Annotated in this window: 11 protein-coding genes and 1 pseudogene; 10 read left to right on the top strand and 2 right to left on the bottom strand. The window is 64.2% G+C overall.

Annotation, left to right across the window (positions count from 1 at the left end; all coding sequences use genetic code 11):
• Positions 1-3 precede the first annotated feature (3 nt).
• Both cimA and rarD read left to right on the top strand, forming a co-directional pair.
• Complete coding sequence (gene cimA / locus AC1RT2_RS17280) at positions 4-1,620, top strand: citramalate synthase (RefSeq protein WP_493103794.1); 1,617 nt, start codon at positions 4-6, stop codon at positions 1,618-1,620.
• Positions 1,621-1,731: 111 nt separating this feature from the next.
• Positions 1,732-2,676, top strand: coding sequence for an EamA family transporter RarD (gene rarD / locus AC1RT2_RS17275; protein WP_069059291.1), 945 nt, complete (start codon positions 1,732-1,734; stop codon positions 2,674-2,676).
• Between the two features lie 63 nt (positions 2,677-2,739).
• On the opposite strand, the gene AC1RT2_RS17270 is transcribed toward rarD, so the two are convergent.
• Positions 2,740-3,360 (bottom strand): LOG family protein, encoded by a 621-nt coding sequence (locus AC1RT2_RS17270; RefSeq protein WP_069059290.1) that lies wholly within the window; start codon positions 3,358-3,360, stop codon positions 2,740-2,742.
• A 158-nt stretch (positions 3,361-3,518) separates the two neighbouring features.
• Between AC1RT2_RS17270 and AC1RT2_RS17265 the strand changes: the two are divergent.
• Positions 3,519-4,670 (top strand): annotated as a pseudogene (locus AC1RT2_RS17265) (hypothetical protein); the annotation flags it as partial.
• Between the two features lie 1,392 nt (positions 4,671-6,062).
• Positions 6,063-7,955 carry an ABCB family ABC transporter ATP-binding protein/permease gene (locus tag AC1RT2_RS17260; RefSeq protein WP_493103792.1) on the top strand — a complete coding sequence of 631 codons (1,893 nt, stop codon included), beginning with the start codon at positions 6,063-6,065 and terminating at the stop codon, positions 7,953-7,955.
• On the opposite strand, the gene AC1RT2_RS17255 is transcribed toward AC1RT2_RS17260, so the two are convergent.
• Entirely contained in the window at positions 7,956-8,603 is a 648-nt protein-coding gene (locus AC1RT2_RS17255) for a VOC family protein (protein WP_493103791.1), read from the bottom strand.
• Between the two features lie 152 nt (positions 8,604-8,755).
• Between AC1RT2_RS17255 and AC1RT2_RS17250 the strand changes: the two genes are divergently transcribed.
• The 6 genes from AC1RT2_RS17250 (at position 8,756) to AC1RT2_RS17225 (ending at position 14,352) form a co-directional block, all read left to right on the top strand.
• Positions 8,756-9,265, top strand: coding sequence for a hypothetical protein (locus tag AC1RT2_RS17250; RefSeq protein ID WP_493103789.1), 510 nt, complete (start codon positions 8,756-8,758; stop codon positions 9,263-9,265).
• A gap of 106 nt (positions 9,266-9,371) precedes the next feature.
• Entirely contained in the window at positions 9,372-10,070 is a 699-nt protein-coding gene (locus AC1RT2_RS17245) for a phosphatidylserine decarboxylase (protein WP_493103787.1), read from the top strand.
• Positions 10,071-10,181: 111 nt separating this feature from the next.
• Positions 10,182-11,033: a CDP-diacylglycerol--serine O-phosphatidyltransferase gene (pssA, locus tag AC1RT2_RS17240; protein WP_069059285.1), complete on the top strand. Its 852-nt coding sequence runs from the start codon at positions 10,182-10,184 to the stop codon at positions 11,031-11,033.
• A gap of 135 nt (positions 11,034-11,168) precedes the next feature.
• Positions 11,169-11,624 carry a MarR family winged helix-turn-helix transcriptional regulator gene (locus AC1RT2_RS17235; RefSeq protein ID WP_069059284.1) on the top strand — a complete coding sequence of 152 codons (456 nt, stop codon included), beginning with the start codon at positions 11,169-11,171 and terminating at the stop codon, positions 11,622-11,624.
• Between the two features lie 110 nt (positions 11,625-11,734).
• Positions 11,735-13,309 carry an MFS transporter gene (locus tag AC1RT2_RS17230; protein ID WP_493104018.1) on the top strand — a complete coding sequence of 525 codons (1,575 nt, stop codon included), beginning with the start codon at positions 11,735-11,737 and terminating at the stop codon, positions 13,307-13,309.
• A 5-nt stretch (positions 13,310-13,314) separates the two neighbouring features.
• Entirely contained in the window at positions 13,315-14,352 is a 1,038-nt protein-coding gene (locus AC1RT2_RS17225) for an HlyD family secretion protein (protein ID WP_069059282.1), read from the top strand.
• Positions 14,353-14,355 lie beyond the last annotated feature (3 nt).

The raw sequence follows: 14,355 nt of genomic DNA, 5'->3' as shown, positions 1-14,355 counted from the left end.
AACATGCGCAAACACCGTATCTACCTTTTCGACACCACGCTGCGCGATGGCCAGCAGACGCCCGGCATCGACTTTTCCGTCGAGGACAAGATTGCGATTGCCGGCATGCTGGACGAGTTCGGCCTGGATTACGTCGAGGGCGGCTATCCGGGCGCCAACCCGACGGATACGGCTTTCTTCGCGAAGAAACGCACCGGCCGCGCCAAGTTCGTCGCTTTCGGCATGACGAAGCGCGCCGGCATTTCCGCTTCCAACGATCCGGGTCTTGCAGCGCTCCTCGATTCGAAGAGCGATGCAATCTGTCTTGTCGCCAAGAGCTGGGACTACCACGTGCGCGTCGCGCTCGGCTGTTCCAACGAGGAGAACCTCGAAAGCATCGCCGAATCGGTGAGGGCCGTCGTGGCCTCCGGGCGTGAGGCCATGGTCGATTGCGAGCACTTCTTCGATGGCTACAAGGCGAACCCGGGCTATGCGCTCGCCTGCGCCACCACGGCTTTCGCCTCCGGCGCCCGCTGGGTGGTGCTCTGCGACACCAATGGCGGCACGCAGCCGTCGGAAGTGCAGGCGATCGTGAAAACCGTCATCGCCGCCGGCGTGCCGGGCGAAAACCTCGGCATTCACGCGCACAATGACACGGGCCAGGCCGTCGCCAATTCACTGGCCGCGGTCGAGGCGGGCGTGCGCCAGATCCAGGGCACGCTGAACGGCATCGGTGAGCGTTGCGGCAATGCCAATCTCATAACGCTCATCCCGACGCTGGCGCTGAAGGAAGCCTATAGTGCGCGCTTCGAGATCGGCATCGATACGGAAAAACTGACCGGCCTCACCAAGCTGGCGCACACCTTCGACGAATTGCTCAACCGCTCGCCGGACCATCAGGCGCCCTATGTCGGCGCTTCCGCCTTCGCCACGAAGGCCGGCATCCATGCCTCGGCGCTGCTCAAGGATCCGCGCACCTACGAACACATTACGCCGGAGAGCGTCGGCAACCTGCGCAAGGTCATGGTGTCCGACCAGGGCGGCAAGGCGAACTTCATCAATGCCCTGAAGCTGCGCGGCATCACGGTCGGCAAGGATGACCCGAAGCTCGACCGCCTGATCCAGATCGTCAAGGATCGCGAGGCGACCGGCTATGCCTATGAGGGTGCGGATGCGAGTTTCGCGCTGCTTGCCTCCCGCACGCTCGGCACGGTGCCGGATTTCTTCCATGTCGAGAGTTTTCGCGTGATGGTCGAGCGCCGCTACGATGCGAACGGCCAGCTCAAGACAGTGTCCGAAGCCGTCGTGCGCGTCATCGTCGATGGCGAGACGATGATGTCGGTTGCCGAGGGCCACGGCCCGGTCAACGCGCTCGACCTCGCGCTGCGGAAGGACCTCGGCAAGTACCAGGCCGAGATCGCCGATCTGGAACTGGCAGACTACAAGGTGCGTATCCTCAACGGCGGCACCGAGGCGATCACCCGCGTGCTGATCGAATCGACGGATGGCACCGGCGCGCGCTGGTGGACGGTCGGCGTCTCCGACAACATCATCGACGCCTCCTTCCAGGCGCTGATGGACTCCATCGTCTACAAGCTCCTGAAGAACCGCGGGGATGCTGGCCGGGTGGCTGCGGAGTAGGGGAGCGAGGTTCAGCGTCGCTCATCCTCCCTTCACCGGAATGAATTGGTGTATTCACGTCTATTGGAGTATTTCCCTCGGAAATTCCATAAATCGACGGGAAATGACACCATGGCCGACGCGAATTCCTCTAGCGGCCTCCAAACCGGCGATTCGCCCCGCGGTTTTGCCTTTGCCCTGACCGCCTATGTGCTGTGGGGCTTCCTGCCCTTCTTCATGAAGGCCGTCGCCCACATTCCGGCTTCGGAAGTGGTGGCGCACCGCATCGTCTGGTCGGTGCCGCTGGCCGGCCTCGTGCTGATCTGGCTCGGCCGCACGGGGGATATCAAGGCGGCACTGCGCTCGCCGCGCATGCTCGCCATGGCGACGCTGACGGCCACGCTGATCACCGTCAACTGGGGCATCTATGTCTGGGCGATCGGCGCCGGCCGCACCATCGAGACGGCGCTCGGCTACTATATCAATCCGCTCTTCTCGATCTTCCTAGGCGCGGTCCTGCTGAAGGAAAAGCCGGACCCGGCGCAGATGGTGGCGATCGGGCTTGCTGCCTGCGCGGTGGCGATCCTCGCCTTCGATGCGGGCGGCCTGCCATGGGTGTCGCTCGGCCTCTGCCTGTCCTGGGGTTTTTACGCCTTCTTCCGCAAGACATTGCCGATCGGACCGAACCAGGGCTTCTTCCTCGAGGTGCTGCTGCTCAGCGTGCCGGCGACCGGCTATATCATCTGGCTGGAATCGACGGGGCAGGGCCATTTCGGCGATACCGGCATGACGGACGTGCTCTGGTTGCTCGCCACCGGCGTCATCACTGCGATTCCGCTGATGATCTACGCCAATGGTGCCAAGCTGTTGCGCCTCTCCACCATCGGCATCATGCAGTATATCGCCCCGACGATGATCTTCATCATCGCCGTCTTCGTCTTCGGCGAACCCTTCGGCACCACCAAGCTGATCGCCTTCGTGCTGATCTGGGCAGCCCTGTTCCTCTATTCCGGCTCGATGCTGCGCTCTGCGCGGGCAAGGCGTGCCGCGGCGGCGGAATTGAAGCCGGCGGAGTGACGGGCAAACAGAAAGCCGAAGGTTGCGGACCTTCGGCTTTTTACAATGCTTTAGCAGAACGCTTCAGAGGCGCGCGATAATGTCAGCTTCGCCGTCGCGGTCGACCTGTCCCGCCCAATGATCGACGAGCGCTGCGACGATCTCTTCCGGATCGTCGATGACGAGCGGCTGGACGAGATGGGCGGTATGGATGAAGCCTTCGTCCGCCATGTGACGGATGAGCTTCAGCATCGGATCCCAGAAGCCGCCGATATTGGCAAAGACCATCGGCTTGCGGTGGCGGCCGAGCTGCGCCCAGGTCATCACCTCGACGATTTCTTCCAGCGTGCCGATGCCGCCCGGCAGCGCCACGAAGGCGTCGGCGCGGTCGAACATCTTGTGTTTGCGCTCGTGCATGTCGGGCGTGATGATCAATTCGCTGAGCTGGCCCAGTGAATGACGGGTGGCCTCCATATCCACGAGGAATTGCGGTATAATGCCCGTGACGCGGCCGCCATGCGAGAGCACGCCGCTGGCGACCGCCCCCATGATGCCCTTCGTGCCGCCGCCATAGACGAGGCGCAGATGGTTTTCGGCCATCGCCTGGCCCAGACGTCGCCCGGCGGCGATATAGGACGAATCACGGCCCGGCTGGGAGCCGCAGTAAACGCAGACGGATCGAATCGGCAAGGTTTGTTCACTCATGAGGTGATTCAGCCACCCCGCCGGGAGCCCGTCAAGGATAATGACGAAAAAGCACGGGGCCGAAGCCCCGGATTGCCCCCTGAACCTTGTGTAAAACACTGCGAATCGATAGCAATTTCAGGAGGGGACCCCGGGAAACCGGGACAGAAAGAGAGTTGATGATGAAGAACAAGACGGGTCTGGTGGCCTTGATCGTGCTGGCGGCGGCAACGCTGCTCATGGTTTTCTTCGTGCTGCCCAATATGAACAAGGACAAGCCGGTGGAAACGACCGTCGCAAACCTGGTCGACAAGCCGGCCGAGGGTGGCGGTGAGACCACGACGGCCGAGGGCAAGCAGTCCCGCCCGGAGACGGCCGAAACCGCGACCAGCGGCGAGGTGACGACCGAGGTCGAGAAGCCGGCTGCCGGCACCGCAACCGGGACGGAGACCGCGACCCAGGAAACGGCCAAGGCCGAGACGACGCCGGCCGACCCCACAACCGGCTGGGTCACGCCCGCCTTCGATCTGCTGCGTGTCGAGCCGGACGGCTCCACGGTGATCGCCGGTCGCGGCCAGCCGAACACCAAGCTGGAAATCAAGAATGGCGAAACCGTCGTCGCGACGGCCGATATCGGCCCGTCCGGCGATTTCGCCGCCGTCTTCGACCAGCCGCTCGCGGCGGGGGATTACCAGCTGACCCTCAACACCAAGGACGACAAGGGCGTTGCCAAGACCTCCGAAGAGGTTGCAACCGTCTCCGTGCCGACGAACAGCAGCGGCGAGCTGCTCGCCATGGTCTCCAAGCCAGGCGAGGCAAGCCGTCTGATCACCGTGCCGGAAGCAGCCGAGAAGGCTGTTGGCGAGGCCGCCGGGGTGGCCCAGAAGTCTGTCGAACAGGCGGCCGGCGAAACGGCATCGGCCGTAGGCGAGGCTGCGACGAACCCTGAAGAGAAGGCCGCAGCTGCGACCGCTACCGATGGGCAAGCCGCGGGCACGCAAACCGCCCTTGCAACGGGCGAAGGCACCCAACCGTCCGGCGAGGCCGCGACGGCCGATACGGCCGCCACTGCGGTGGACTCCACCGACGCCGCCACGAAGGCGCAGGCCCGTGTTTCGGCCGTCGAGCTGGAGGGTGAGCGCATGTTCATCGCCGGCACGGCCAAGCCCGGTGCGCTCGTGCGCATCTATGCCGACGACACGCTTGTCGGCGAGGCGAAGGCCGACGAAGCCGGCCGCTACGTGGCCGATGGCGCGATCAACCTTTCGGTCGGCCGCCACACGGTCCGCGCCGATGTGATGAGCCCGGACGGCAGCAAGGTCGATTTCCGCGCCTCCGTTCCGTTCGACCGGCCGGAGGGTGAGCAGGTCGCCGTGGTGGCGCAGGACGATGCAACGGGCAACACCAGCCCGGCGCTCGGCCTCATCGGCGGCGGCATGTTCGACAAGCTGCGCAGTGAAGCCGACAAGGCGATCGCGCTGTTGAAGGGCTTGTACGCCAACAACAAGATGCCGACCGCCGAAGAGCTGGCTGCCGCCCGCTCTGCAACGGAAATCGCCTTGAAATCGCTGTCCGAGTTCAAGCCTGGCGCAGAAGAGGGCGAAGCGGCGCGCGAGATGGCCGCCAAGGCCTCCGCCGCGGCAACCTCTGCGCTTGCCCGCCTCCAGGCCCTGCCGAGCGATGCCTCTGCCGTCGGCGCCGCCCTGGGGTCGATCGAGACGGCCGTTGCCGATGCATTGGCACCGGCCATCGAGAAGGCTGAAACCGTGGTCAAGGCCGCGTCATCCGCTGCCGATACCTCCATCGAGGGCATGGCCGCGCAGGTGACCGTCCTGCAGCAGCAGTTCGTCACGCTGTTCTCCGAGGGCCGCAATGCGGCGCCGGCGGAGATTCAGACCGCCCGCACGGCGCTCGAAGCTGCACTCAAGGGCATCACCGGCTTTGCGCCGCCGGCCGGCGCGGCCGCGGATGTGACGGCCGCCATCGCGAAGCTGAAGGGCTGGGCCTCGACGGCACTCGATCGCCTCGCTGCCGTACCGGCCGGCGCTGGCAAGGAAGCTTATCAGCAGGCGCTTGCCGCCCTCGAAGGCATGCCCGCGCTCACCGCCGCAACGGCGAATGCCGTGGCGACCGCAACCGAAGGCGTCGGCGGCGCGCCAGTCGCCGAAACCACGACCCCGGCAGAGGACACGACGACGGCCGGCGGCACTGCGTCCGCGACCGGGAGCGAGACCGGCACGGCCGCCAGTGGCACTGGCACCGGCACTGCGGCGGGCAGCGGCGAAGCGGTTGCGGAAGAGCCCGAAACCGTCGAGCAGGCGCCGCTTCAAGCCAGCAAGACCTCGGTCATCATCCGTCGCGGCGATACGCTGTGGCAGATCTCCCGCCGCATCTACGGCAAGGGTGTGCGCTACACGACGATCTACCTCGCCAACGAGGCCCAGATCACCGATCCGGACCGCATCATTCCCGGCCAGGTCTTCGGCGTGCCGGACAAGGCGATGGAAACCGACGCGGAAGCCGAGAAGATGCACCGCAAGCACGTGCGCGGTAATTGATCCACGGCAATTTCCTGCCGGCTGTTGCGAAGCGGCCGGCAAGGACCTATCTCATGGATGCGGCGCCCAGCGGGCGCCGCATTTTCATTCGAGCAGTCCTGGAGCACCCGAAACAACCGGGACCGGGACTCTATGGGGCCGGGCAGCCGTCCCGCGGAGGCCAGCGTGGCGACGACGAAAAAGACGGTTTCGGCCGATAGCAGCAACCCCTTTCACACGCTGGTGAACCTCTGGCCCTACATGTGGCCCTCCGACCGGCCGGACCTGAAGATGCGCGTCGTCTGGGCCTCGGTCTTTCTGCTGCTGTCGAAGATCGTGCTGCTGCTGGTGCCCTATTTCTTCAAATGGGCGACCGATGCGCTGAACGGCAAGGCGGATGCCGTGGCCTTACTGCCGACCTTCCTGCTCGGCGCGGTGATGCTGGTGCTTGCCTATAACGGCGCACGCATCCTGCAGGCCGGTCTCAACCAGCTGCGCGACGCGCTGTTTGCCAGCGTCGGTCAATATGCCGTGCGCCAGCTTGCCTACCGCACCTTCGTGCACCTGCACCGCCTGTCTTTGCGCTTCCATCTGGAACGGCGCACCGGCGGCCTGTCGCGCGTCATCGAGCGCGGCACCAAGGGCATCGAGACGATCGTGCGTTTCACGATCCTCAACAGCGTGCCGACCTTCATCGAATTCCTGATGACCGCCGCCATCTTCTGGTGGGGCTACGGGCTGCAATACTTGCTCGTCACCGCCGTCACCGTTTGGCTCTACATCTGGTTCACCGTTAGGGCGAGCGACTGGCGCATCTCCATCCGCCGTTCGATGAACGACAGCGACACCGAGGCGAACACCAAGGCGATCGACTCGCTGCTGAACTTCGAGACAGTCAAGTATTTCGGCAACGAGGACATGGAAGCGCGCCGCTTCGATCAATCCATGGAGCGCTACGAAAAGGCGGCGACCCAGGTCTGGACCTCGCTTGGCTGGCTGAACTTCGGCCAGGCGCTGATCTTCGGCGTCGGCATGGCGATCATGATGGGCATGTCGGCGCTTGCCGTGCAGCGCGGCGAGCAGTCGCTCGGCGATTTCGTCTTCATCAATGCCATGCTGATCCAGCTCGCCATCCCGCTCAACTTCATCGGGTTCGTCTACCGCGAAATCCGCCAGGGCCTGACGGATATCGAGCAGATGTTCGACCTGCTCGAGGTGGAACAGGAGGTACAGGACAAGCCGGGTGCCACCGAACTCGCCGTCTCCGACGGGGCGATCTCCTTCAAGGACGTGCATTTCGCCTATGATCCGGCACGGCCTATTCTCAAGGGTATTTCCTTCGACGTGCCGGCGGGGAAAACCGTCGCCGTCGTCGGCCCTTCCGGTGCCGGCAAGTCGACGCTCTCGAGGCTGCTCTATCGGTTCTACGACGTGCAGGAAGGCGCGGTCACCATCGACGGACAGGATGTGCGCGACGTGACGCAGAAAAGCCTGCGCTCGGTGATCGGCATGGTGCCGCAGGACACCGTGCTGTTCAACGACACGATCGCCTACAATATTCGCTACGGCCGGCCGGGTGCCAGCGACGCGGACATCATGGCTGCCGCCGAGGCCGCCCAGATCGGCCCCTTCATCCGCCACCTGCCGGAAGGGTTCAAGGCGATGGTCGGCGAGCGCGGCCTAAAACTCTCCGGCGGCGAGAAGCAGCGCGTCGCCATCGCCCGGACGATCCTGAAAAGCCCGCCGATCCTCATCCTCGACGAGGCGACCTCGGCGCTCGACACCCGCACTGAGCAGGAAATCCAGGCAGCACTCGACGTGGTCTCGAAGAACCGCACCACGCTTGTCATTGCGCACCGCCTCTCCACCGTCATCTCGGCCGACGAGATCATCGTGCTGAAGGACGGCGTGATCGCCGAGCGCGGCACGCATGGCGAGTTGATGCAGCGCGACGATGGCCTCTATGCCTCCATGTGGAACCGCCAGCGCGAGGCGGTCCAGGCTGAAGAGCGGCTGAAGCAGGTGCGCGAGAGCGATGATCTCGGCATCATCGTGCGTGGTGTGCCGGCGGCCGAGTGATCAGTCGCCGGGGCCGGCAAACAGGATCAGGTTGCCGTCCGGATCGAGCACGATGAAAGTGCGCGTGCCCCAGGGCTGTGTCTTCAACGTCGCGTGGAAGGCGACGCCCGCCGCCTGATAGTCGAGGAAGAGTTGCTTGATGGCGGCTGCGCTGTCGAGCGTGATCGATGCCGACAACAGTTCCTCACGTGCGCGGATATCGCCGACGAAGACCGGTTCCGTGACCTGCCGCAGGCACAGCCGCGCGTGGTCGCGTTCGACAACGCCGTAGAAGGGCGGTTCGCCATAGGCGAAATCGACGGCGAAGCCGAGCTTCTCCGTGAAGAAGGCGAGGGCGGTGGCGAAATCGCGCACATAGAGGACCGGTTCGGCGCCACTGAGCGCGGGGCGTTCCTGTGAGGTTGCGGTGGGGTTGCTCATGCTCTGGGCTCCTGCCTTGAGCGCCGGCCAATCCGCAAAACCGTTCTGGAGAGCAACAAGCGTCTGTGCATCGGCAAGCGAGAACGGCGCATCCAGCACATTCCGGTCGGCGAGATCCTGGAACTGGGGCAGGGTGGCGCGGATGACCGCGGCCACCGGATGGTGCCGTTCACGATGCCAGCGCACATATTGCTTGGCTTGTTTCCTGAGGTTTTCGAGGTTCGGCATGGGCGCAGCTACGGTTTCGGTCGTAGGTGGGCATTGCCCCTTCGGCCTCGCCGATGCGCCCTACAGCAACGGGCAAATTGTGCCTCCGTTGATCAAATCTTGTCAACACCGCGTTAGAGGGATGTGGCACATGAGAGATGTGGAGGTCGGTGATGGACAGAATCGGAGAGGATGGCCTGTTTCGGCACCGCGTGCCGGTGCCTCTTGCCCTGCGCATCTTTCTCGTCGCTGCCGGTCTCTTCGTCATCATCATCGCGACCTGGGAGCTTTATCGCGGCGTCTGGCCGTTTAACTTCGCGAGCCCTTTCTTTCTCTTCCTCATTCTCGGCGCCTGGTCGGTTGGCGGGCCGGTCGCCTGGGCAGGCCTGAATGGTGCTTCCGGGGTCTGGATCGTCGGACCTGGCCGCATCATGATTGAGCGCAAACGCCCGTTCCTCAAGCTCCAGCAGGACGTTTTCAGGGAGGACGATGGCATGCGCCTCGACGTGGTCGAAATGGAGGCCATGGAAGGGGATTCGACCTGGTCCGTGGTACTGGTCGCCGCGGATGGCCGGCATTTCGAGACGCGTGAGCTGCGCACGCGCGCCGCTGCTGAACGGCTACGCGATCGCATCGAATCGGCGTTCACATCGACGGAACCTTTGAAGCCAACGCAGGATTGAGGGGACAGAAGCGGGCTCTCGCTGGGGGCTATTCGCCACGCCGCATTGCTCCCGCCCGGTTTTCACGCTAGGTCCATGGCGTGAAATTGTCAGGAGATGTCGGAAGATGAGTTTGGTCGATACGATACGCAGCACCCTGGTGCCGATCCATCGGGAGGGCTGGAAGTTCGTGGCCGGCTTCTTCGTCGTCTCGCTGCTGCTCGGTGCGGCCTGGGAGCCGCTGATGTGGATCGGCTTCGTGCTCACCGCCTGGTGCGCCTACTTCTTCCGCGATCCCGAACGCATGACGCCGCAGGACGACGATCTCGTAATCAGCCCGGCCGACGGCCGCGTCTCGGCGGTTGCCCTGGTGACGCCGCCGGCCGAGCTCGAACTCGGCGACGAGCCGATGATGCGCATCTCCGTCTTCATGAACGTCTTCAACTGCCACGTGAACCGCGCGCCGATGCGCGGCCGCGTCTCGCGCGTCGCCTACCGTGCCGGCAAATTTCTGAATGCAGATCTCGACAAGGCAAGCCAGGAGAACGAGCGCAACGGCCTCGTCATCGAGAGCGCGCGTGGCCCGATCGGCGTCGTGCAGATTGCCGGCCTCGTTGCGCGCCGCATCCTGTGCTGGACCTCGATGAACGACAGCCTGGAGGCCGGAGAGCGTTTTGGTCTCATCCGCTTCGGCTCGCGTCTCGACGTGTTCTTGCCGGCGGGCGTCCAGCCGCGCGTCAGCGTCGGCCAGATGGCCATTGCCGGCGAGACGGTGCTGGCGGAATTTGGTTCGGACAAGGGCCCGGTCATCAGCCGTCGGGGGTAGAGGCTTGGGCGCGGACTGCGAATAGAGCAGGTCTGAGGATGCGAACGCCTCTTCTCTATTCGCCAGCCGCTACTAATTGTTCACTCACTAAAACGAGCGAAGCGAAAAGACATGGACACTCCGTTTCCGCCCTATGAGCCGAATGGCCCGAACGACGAGGCCCGGGGACCGCGCCTGCGCGAAATCCCGTTCCGCATCATCATTCCCAATCTCATCACGGTTCTTGCCATCTGCGCGGGCCTCACCGGCATCCGGCTGGCCTTCGAGAACCGCTACGAGCTGGCCGTCGGCATGGTGCTGCTCGCGGCCTTCCTCGACGGCATCGACGGGCGTGTCGCACGCCTTCTGAAGGCAACGTCGAAATTCGGCGGCCAGATGGACTCGCTTGCCGACATCGTCAATTTCGGCGTAGCGCCCGCACTCGTGCTCTACGTCTTCATTCTCGACCAGGCGCGCTCCTTCGGCTGGATCGCGGCGCTGATCTACGCCATCGCGGCGGGCCTGCGTCTCGCCCGCTTCAATGTCATGGCGGAGCGTGAGACCAAGGCGAAGTGGCAGTCGGAATATTTTGTCGGCGTGCCGGCGCCGGCAGGCGCCATGCTGGTGCTGCTGCCGGTCTATCTCGGTTTTCTCGGCATCACTCCAAGCCCGCTCTTCGGCTTCCTGGCGTCCGGCTACACGGTTTTGATCGGCTTCCTGCTGGTGAGCCGCCTGCCGGTCTGGTCGGGCAAGTCGGAAGGCAGCCGCGTGCGCCGCGATCTCGTCTTGCCGATCATTCTGCTCGTCGTGCTCTATGTCGCCACCCTGATGAGCTTCACCTGGGAAACCATGGTGATCACCGTCGTCGCCTATCTTGCCACCCTGCCGTTCGGCGCCCGCTCCTGGCAGCGCAAGTATGGCGGCTGGAGCGCACCGACCACCCACGGCGCGAGCGAATTCCCCGAGGAGCCGGACGGCTCCTAATCGCCCGATAATCACATCCGCGTGAGCCTGACAAAAGCCCTGTCCACAGTCCGTGGGCAGGGCTTGATTTTTTATTGCATGTCGACTAATTAGTGAGAAAATAGATAGTAAGCTAATAATATTTGGACTAGCAAGATGAACGCTACCGATCCGCGCGAACGCCTCCTCGATGATCTGTCCCGCGTCCAGCGCAAGATGCGCGCTTTGTTCGACGCGCGGGTGAAGGAGAGGGGGCTGACGCTTCCCCGTGCCCGTGCGCTTTTGATCCTGGGCCGTGGCGCCGAGCTGAACCAGCGGGAACTTGCCGAGGAACTCGATATCGAGACGCCGACGCTCGTGCGCCTGCTGGACGGCATGGAAAAGCAGGGCTTCATCGAGCGCCGATCGGTCGAGGGCGACCGCCGTGCCAAGCAGATCGCCATGACGCCGCGCGGCGCCAAGGTTGCCGAAGAGGTGCTGGATCTCGCCAGGTCGCTGCGCGCCGACGTTTTGAAGAGCATCCCGACCGGCGACATGTCGACCACCGTCAAGGTGTTTGCCGTCATGTCGGAAAACATCGCCAAGAGCTGTCGCGAGAGCGTCGAGGCATGAGCACCGTTCCCGCCAACGAGCCGCGCGGGACGGAGGACGAGGCGTCAGAACCGATCGAGAGGGAGCCGGTCGAGGACAAACCGGCAGCCCCACCGCCGGCTCCACCCCAGATGGCGCCGCCCCGCGCGGCCGCCTACATGGCGGCGTCGACGCTGCTCGCCATGACGCAGGGTTTCGGCCTGAATCTCGTCGCCGCCAACATTCCGCAGCTTCAGGGGCCGTTCGGCGCGACGAGCGCCGAGGCGGTCTGGCTGATGGCCGCCTATATGGCGCTCAACGCCTCGCTGTCGATCATGCTCATTAAAATCCGAAACCAGTATGGCCTGCGCCCCTTCGCCGAACTCGGCATTGCGGTCTTCCTTGTCGTATCGGTGCTGCACATTTTCATCACGGACCTCCAGTCCGCCATCGTACTGCGCTTCTTCGCCGGCATCGCCGCCGCCCCGCTGTCCTCGCTCGGTTTCCTTTACATGCTGGAAGCCTTTTCGCCGGCGCGAAAACTGACGGTCGGCATTTCGCTGGCGTTGACCAATATCGGCCTTGCCGCCCCGCTGACGCGCCTGATCTCGCCAACGCTCATCGAACTCGGCGGGGTGAGGGCGCTCCTCCATTTCGAGATCGCGCTGGCCATGCTTTCCTTCTCGGCGATCTACCTTCTGCCCTTGACGCCGCCGCCGCGGGTCAAGGTCATCGAGAAGCTCGATATCCTGAGCTACCTCTTCATCGCCGTGGGGTTCGGGGCAGGCGCCGTCATCCTGGTGACGGGGCGAACCTACTGGTGGCTGGAAGCGCAGTGGATCGGCGAGCTGCTGGTGGTCATGGCCGGTGCGCTCACTATCGCTGCCGTGATCGAGCTCAATCGCAAGACGCCACTCATCGACCTGCGCTGGCTGTTCAGCCGCGAAATGCTGCATTTCACCGCCGTCTTGATTCTTTTCCGGCTGATGCTTGCCGAACAGACCGCCGTCGCGGGCAATTTCTTCCAGATCACCGGGCTGTCGAACGACCAACTGACCGGCCTCTATGGTTTCGTGGCGCTGGCGACGGCTGCGGGCGGTCTCGTCTGCGCGGCGATCATGAAGCCCGGCCGCGAGCCCGGCCTGCACATGGTCGCGCTGCTCCTGATCGGCTGGGGCGCCTTTCTCGACAGCCATGCGACGAACGTGACGCGACCGGAACAGATGTATCTGAGCCAGGCGATGATCGCGGCCGGCGGGAGCCTGTTCCTGCCGCCGGCCATCGCCTCCGGCTTCACGCTGGCGCTGCGCAAGGGGCCGCAATACATCCTGAGCTTCATCGTCGTCTTCCTGGTGACGCAGAGCCTCGGTGGCCTTGCCGGTTCCGCGATCTTCGGCTCCTTCATCACGCTGCGCGAAAAGTTCCATTCGAATATTCTTGCCCAGACGATGACGCTCGCCGATCCGCTGGTCGCCGCCCGCGTCTCGCAGCTTTCCGCCGCCTATGGCCACACGATCATTGATCCCGCCGTGCTCAAGGCGGAGGGCGTGGCGCTGCTCACCCAGCAGGTAACGCGGGAGGCCAATGTGCTCGCCCACAATGACGCATTCTTCGTCATCGCGCTCCTAGCGGTGGGGGCAGCCACCGCCCTTGCCATCCACAGGATTATCGTTCGTATCAGAGAGGCCAGCACCCGCATCGGCGGCGAAGCGGCCGTTGAAGGTTGACTGCCATGAAGACATATATCCGTCACACCGCCACCACGCTCGCCGTGCTCCTCGGGCTCGCCGGCATCGTTGCAGTGCTCTACGCCTGGCACCTGCCGCCCTTTTCCAGCGAGGTCCAGACGACTGACAATGCCTATGTGCGCGGATACGTAACGCTGATCAGCCCGCAACTGAGCGGTTATGTCACGGATGTACCGGTGAAGGATTACGAGACCGTCAAGGCGGGCGCCGTGCTGGCGCGCCTTGACGATCGGATCTACCGCCAAAAGGTCGAGCAGGCGAACGCCACGCTCGCCAGCCAGAAGGCGGCGCTGGCCAACTCCGAGCAGCAGGAAAATGCCGCCAACGCCCGCATCGGCGCGAGCAACGCCGCCCTCGACAGCGCCAGATATGCCAGGCGCCGGGCGGAGGAAAACTGGAACCGTATCGAGGAGCTTTCCAAAAAGGGCATCGCCACCCAAAGCGACCGCGAACAGAGCCGCACCACGTTCGACCAGGCGGAGGCCGCGGTGTCGCAGGCCGAGGCAAACCTCGAAGTCTCGCGGCAGGATCTCCAGACGATCATCGTCGGCCGCGATTCGCTGCGGGCAGCCGTCGCCGGTGCCGAGGCTTCCGTCGAGCTTGCCAAGATCGACCTCTCTAACACGGTGATCACTGCGCCGCGCGATGGTGCCGTCGGCGAGGTGGGCGTCAAGCTCGGCCAGTATGTCGCCGCCGGCACGCAACTGATGGCCGTCGTGCCGCATGACACCTGGGTCATCGCCAATTTCAAGGAAACCCAGCTTGCCTATATCCAGCCCGGCCAGAAGGTCGAGGTGAGCGTCGATGCGTTAAAGCATGCGACGCTCACCGGCCGTGTCGAACGTTTCTCCCCCGCCGCCGGTTCCGAATTCAGCGTCATCAAGCCGGACAACGCCACCGGCAACTTCACCAAGGTCGCCCAGCGCGTGCCGGTGCGCATCGCCATCGATGAAGGGCAGGACCTGGCAAAACACCTCGCACCCGGCCTTTCGGTCGTGGTGAGGACGGTGGTGGACGAGTAGGGC

This window comes from Shinella sp. GW821-FHT11G07 (assembly GCF_058808115.1).
This window is presented reverse-complemented; position numbering and strand designations above follow the sequence as displayed.

Coding starts and splice junctions, on each gene's coding strand:
- cimA (WP_493103794.1), top strand. CDS start 4: ATGCGCAAACACCGTATCTACCTTTTCGACACCACGCTGCGCGATGGC.
- rarD (WP_069059291.1), top strand. CDS start 1,732: ATGGCCGACGCGAATTCCTCTAGCGGCCTCCAAACCGGCGATTCGCCC.
- AC1RT2_RS17270 (WP_069059290.1), bottom strand. CDS start 3,360: ATGAGTGAACAAACCTTGCCGATTCGATCCGTCTGCGTTTACTGCGGC.
- AC1RT2_RS17255 (WP_493103791.1), bottom strand. CDS start 8,603: ATGCCGAACCTCGAAAACCTCAGGAAACAAGCCAAGCAATATGTGCGC.
- AC1RT2_RS17250 (WP_493103789.1), top strand. CDS start 8,756: ATGGACAGAATCGGAGAGGATGGCCTGTTTCGGCACCGCGTGCCGGTG.
- AC1RT2_RS17245 (WP_493103787.1), top strand. CDS start 9,372: ATGAGTTTGGTCGATACGATACGCAGCACCCTGGTGCCGATCCATCGG.
- pssA (WP_069059285.1), top strand. CDS start 10,182: ATGGACACTCCGTTTCCGCCCTATGAGCCGAATGGCCCGAACGACGAG.
- AC1RT2_RS17235 (WP_069059284.1), top strand. CDS start 11,169: ATGAACGCTACCGATCCGCGCGAACGCCTCCTCGATGATCTGTCCCGC.
- AC1RT2_RS17230 (WP_493104018.1), top strand. CDS start 11,735: ATGGCGCCGCCCCGCGCGGCCGCCTACATGGCGGCGTCGACGCTGCTC.
- AC1RT2_RS17225 (WP_069059282.1), top strand. CDS start 13,315: ATGAAGACATATATCCGTCACACCGCCACCACGCTCGCCGTGCTCCTC.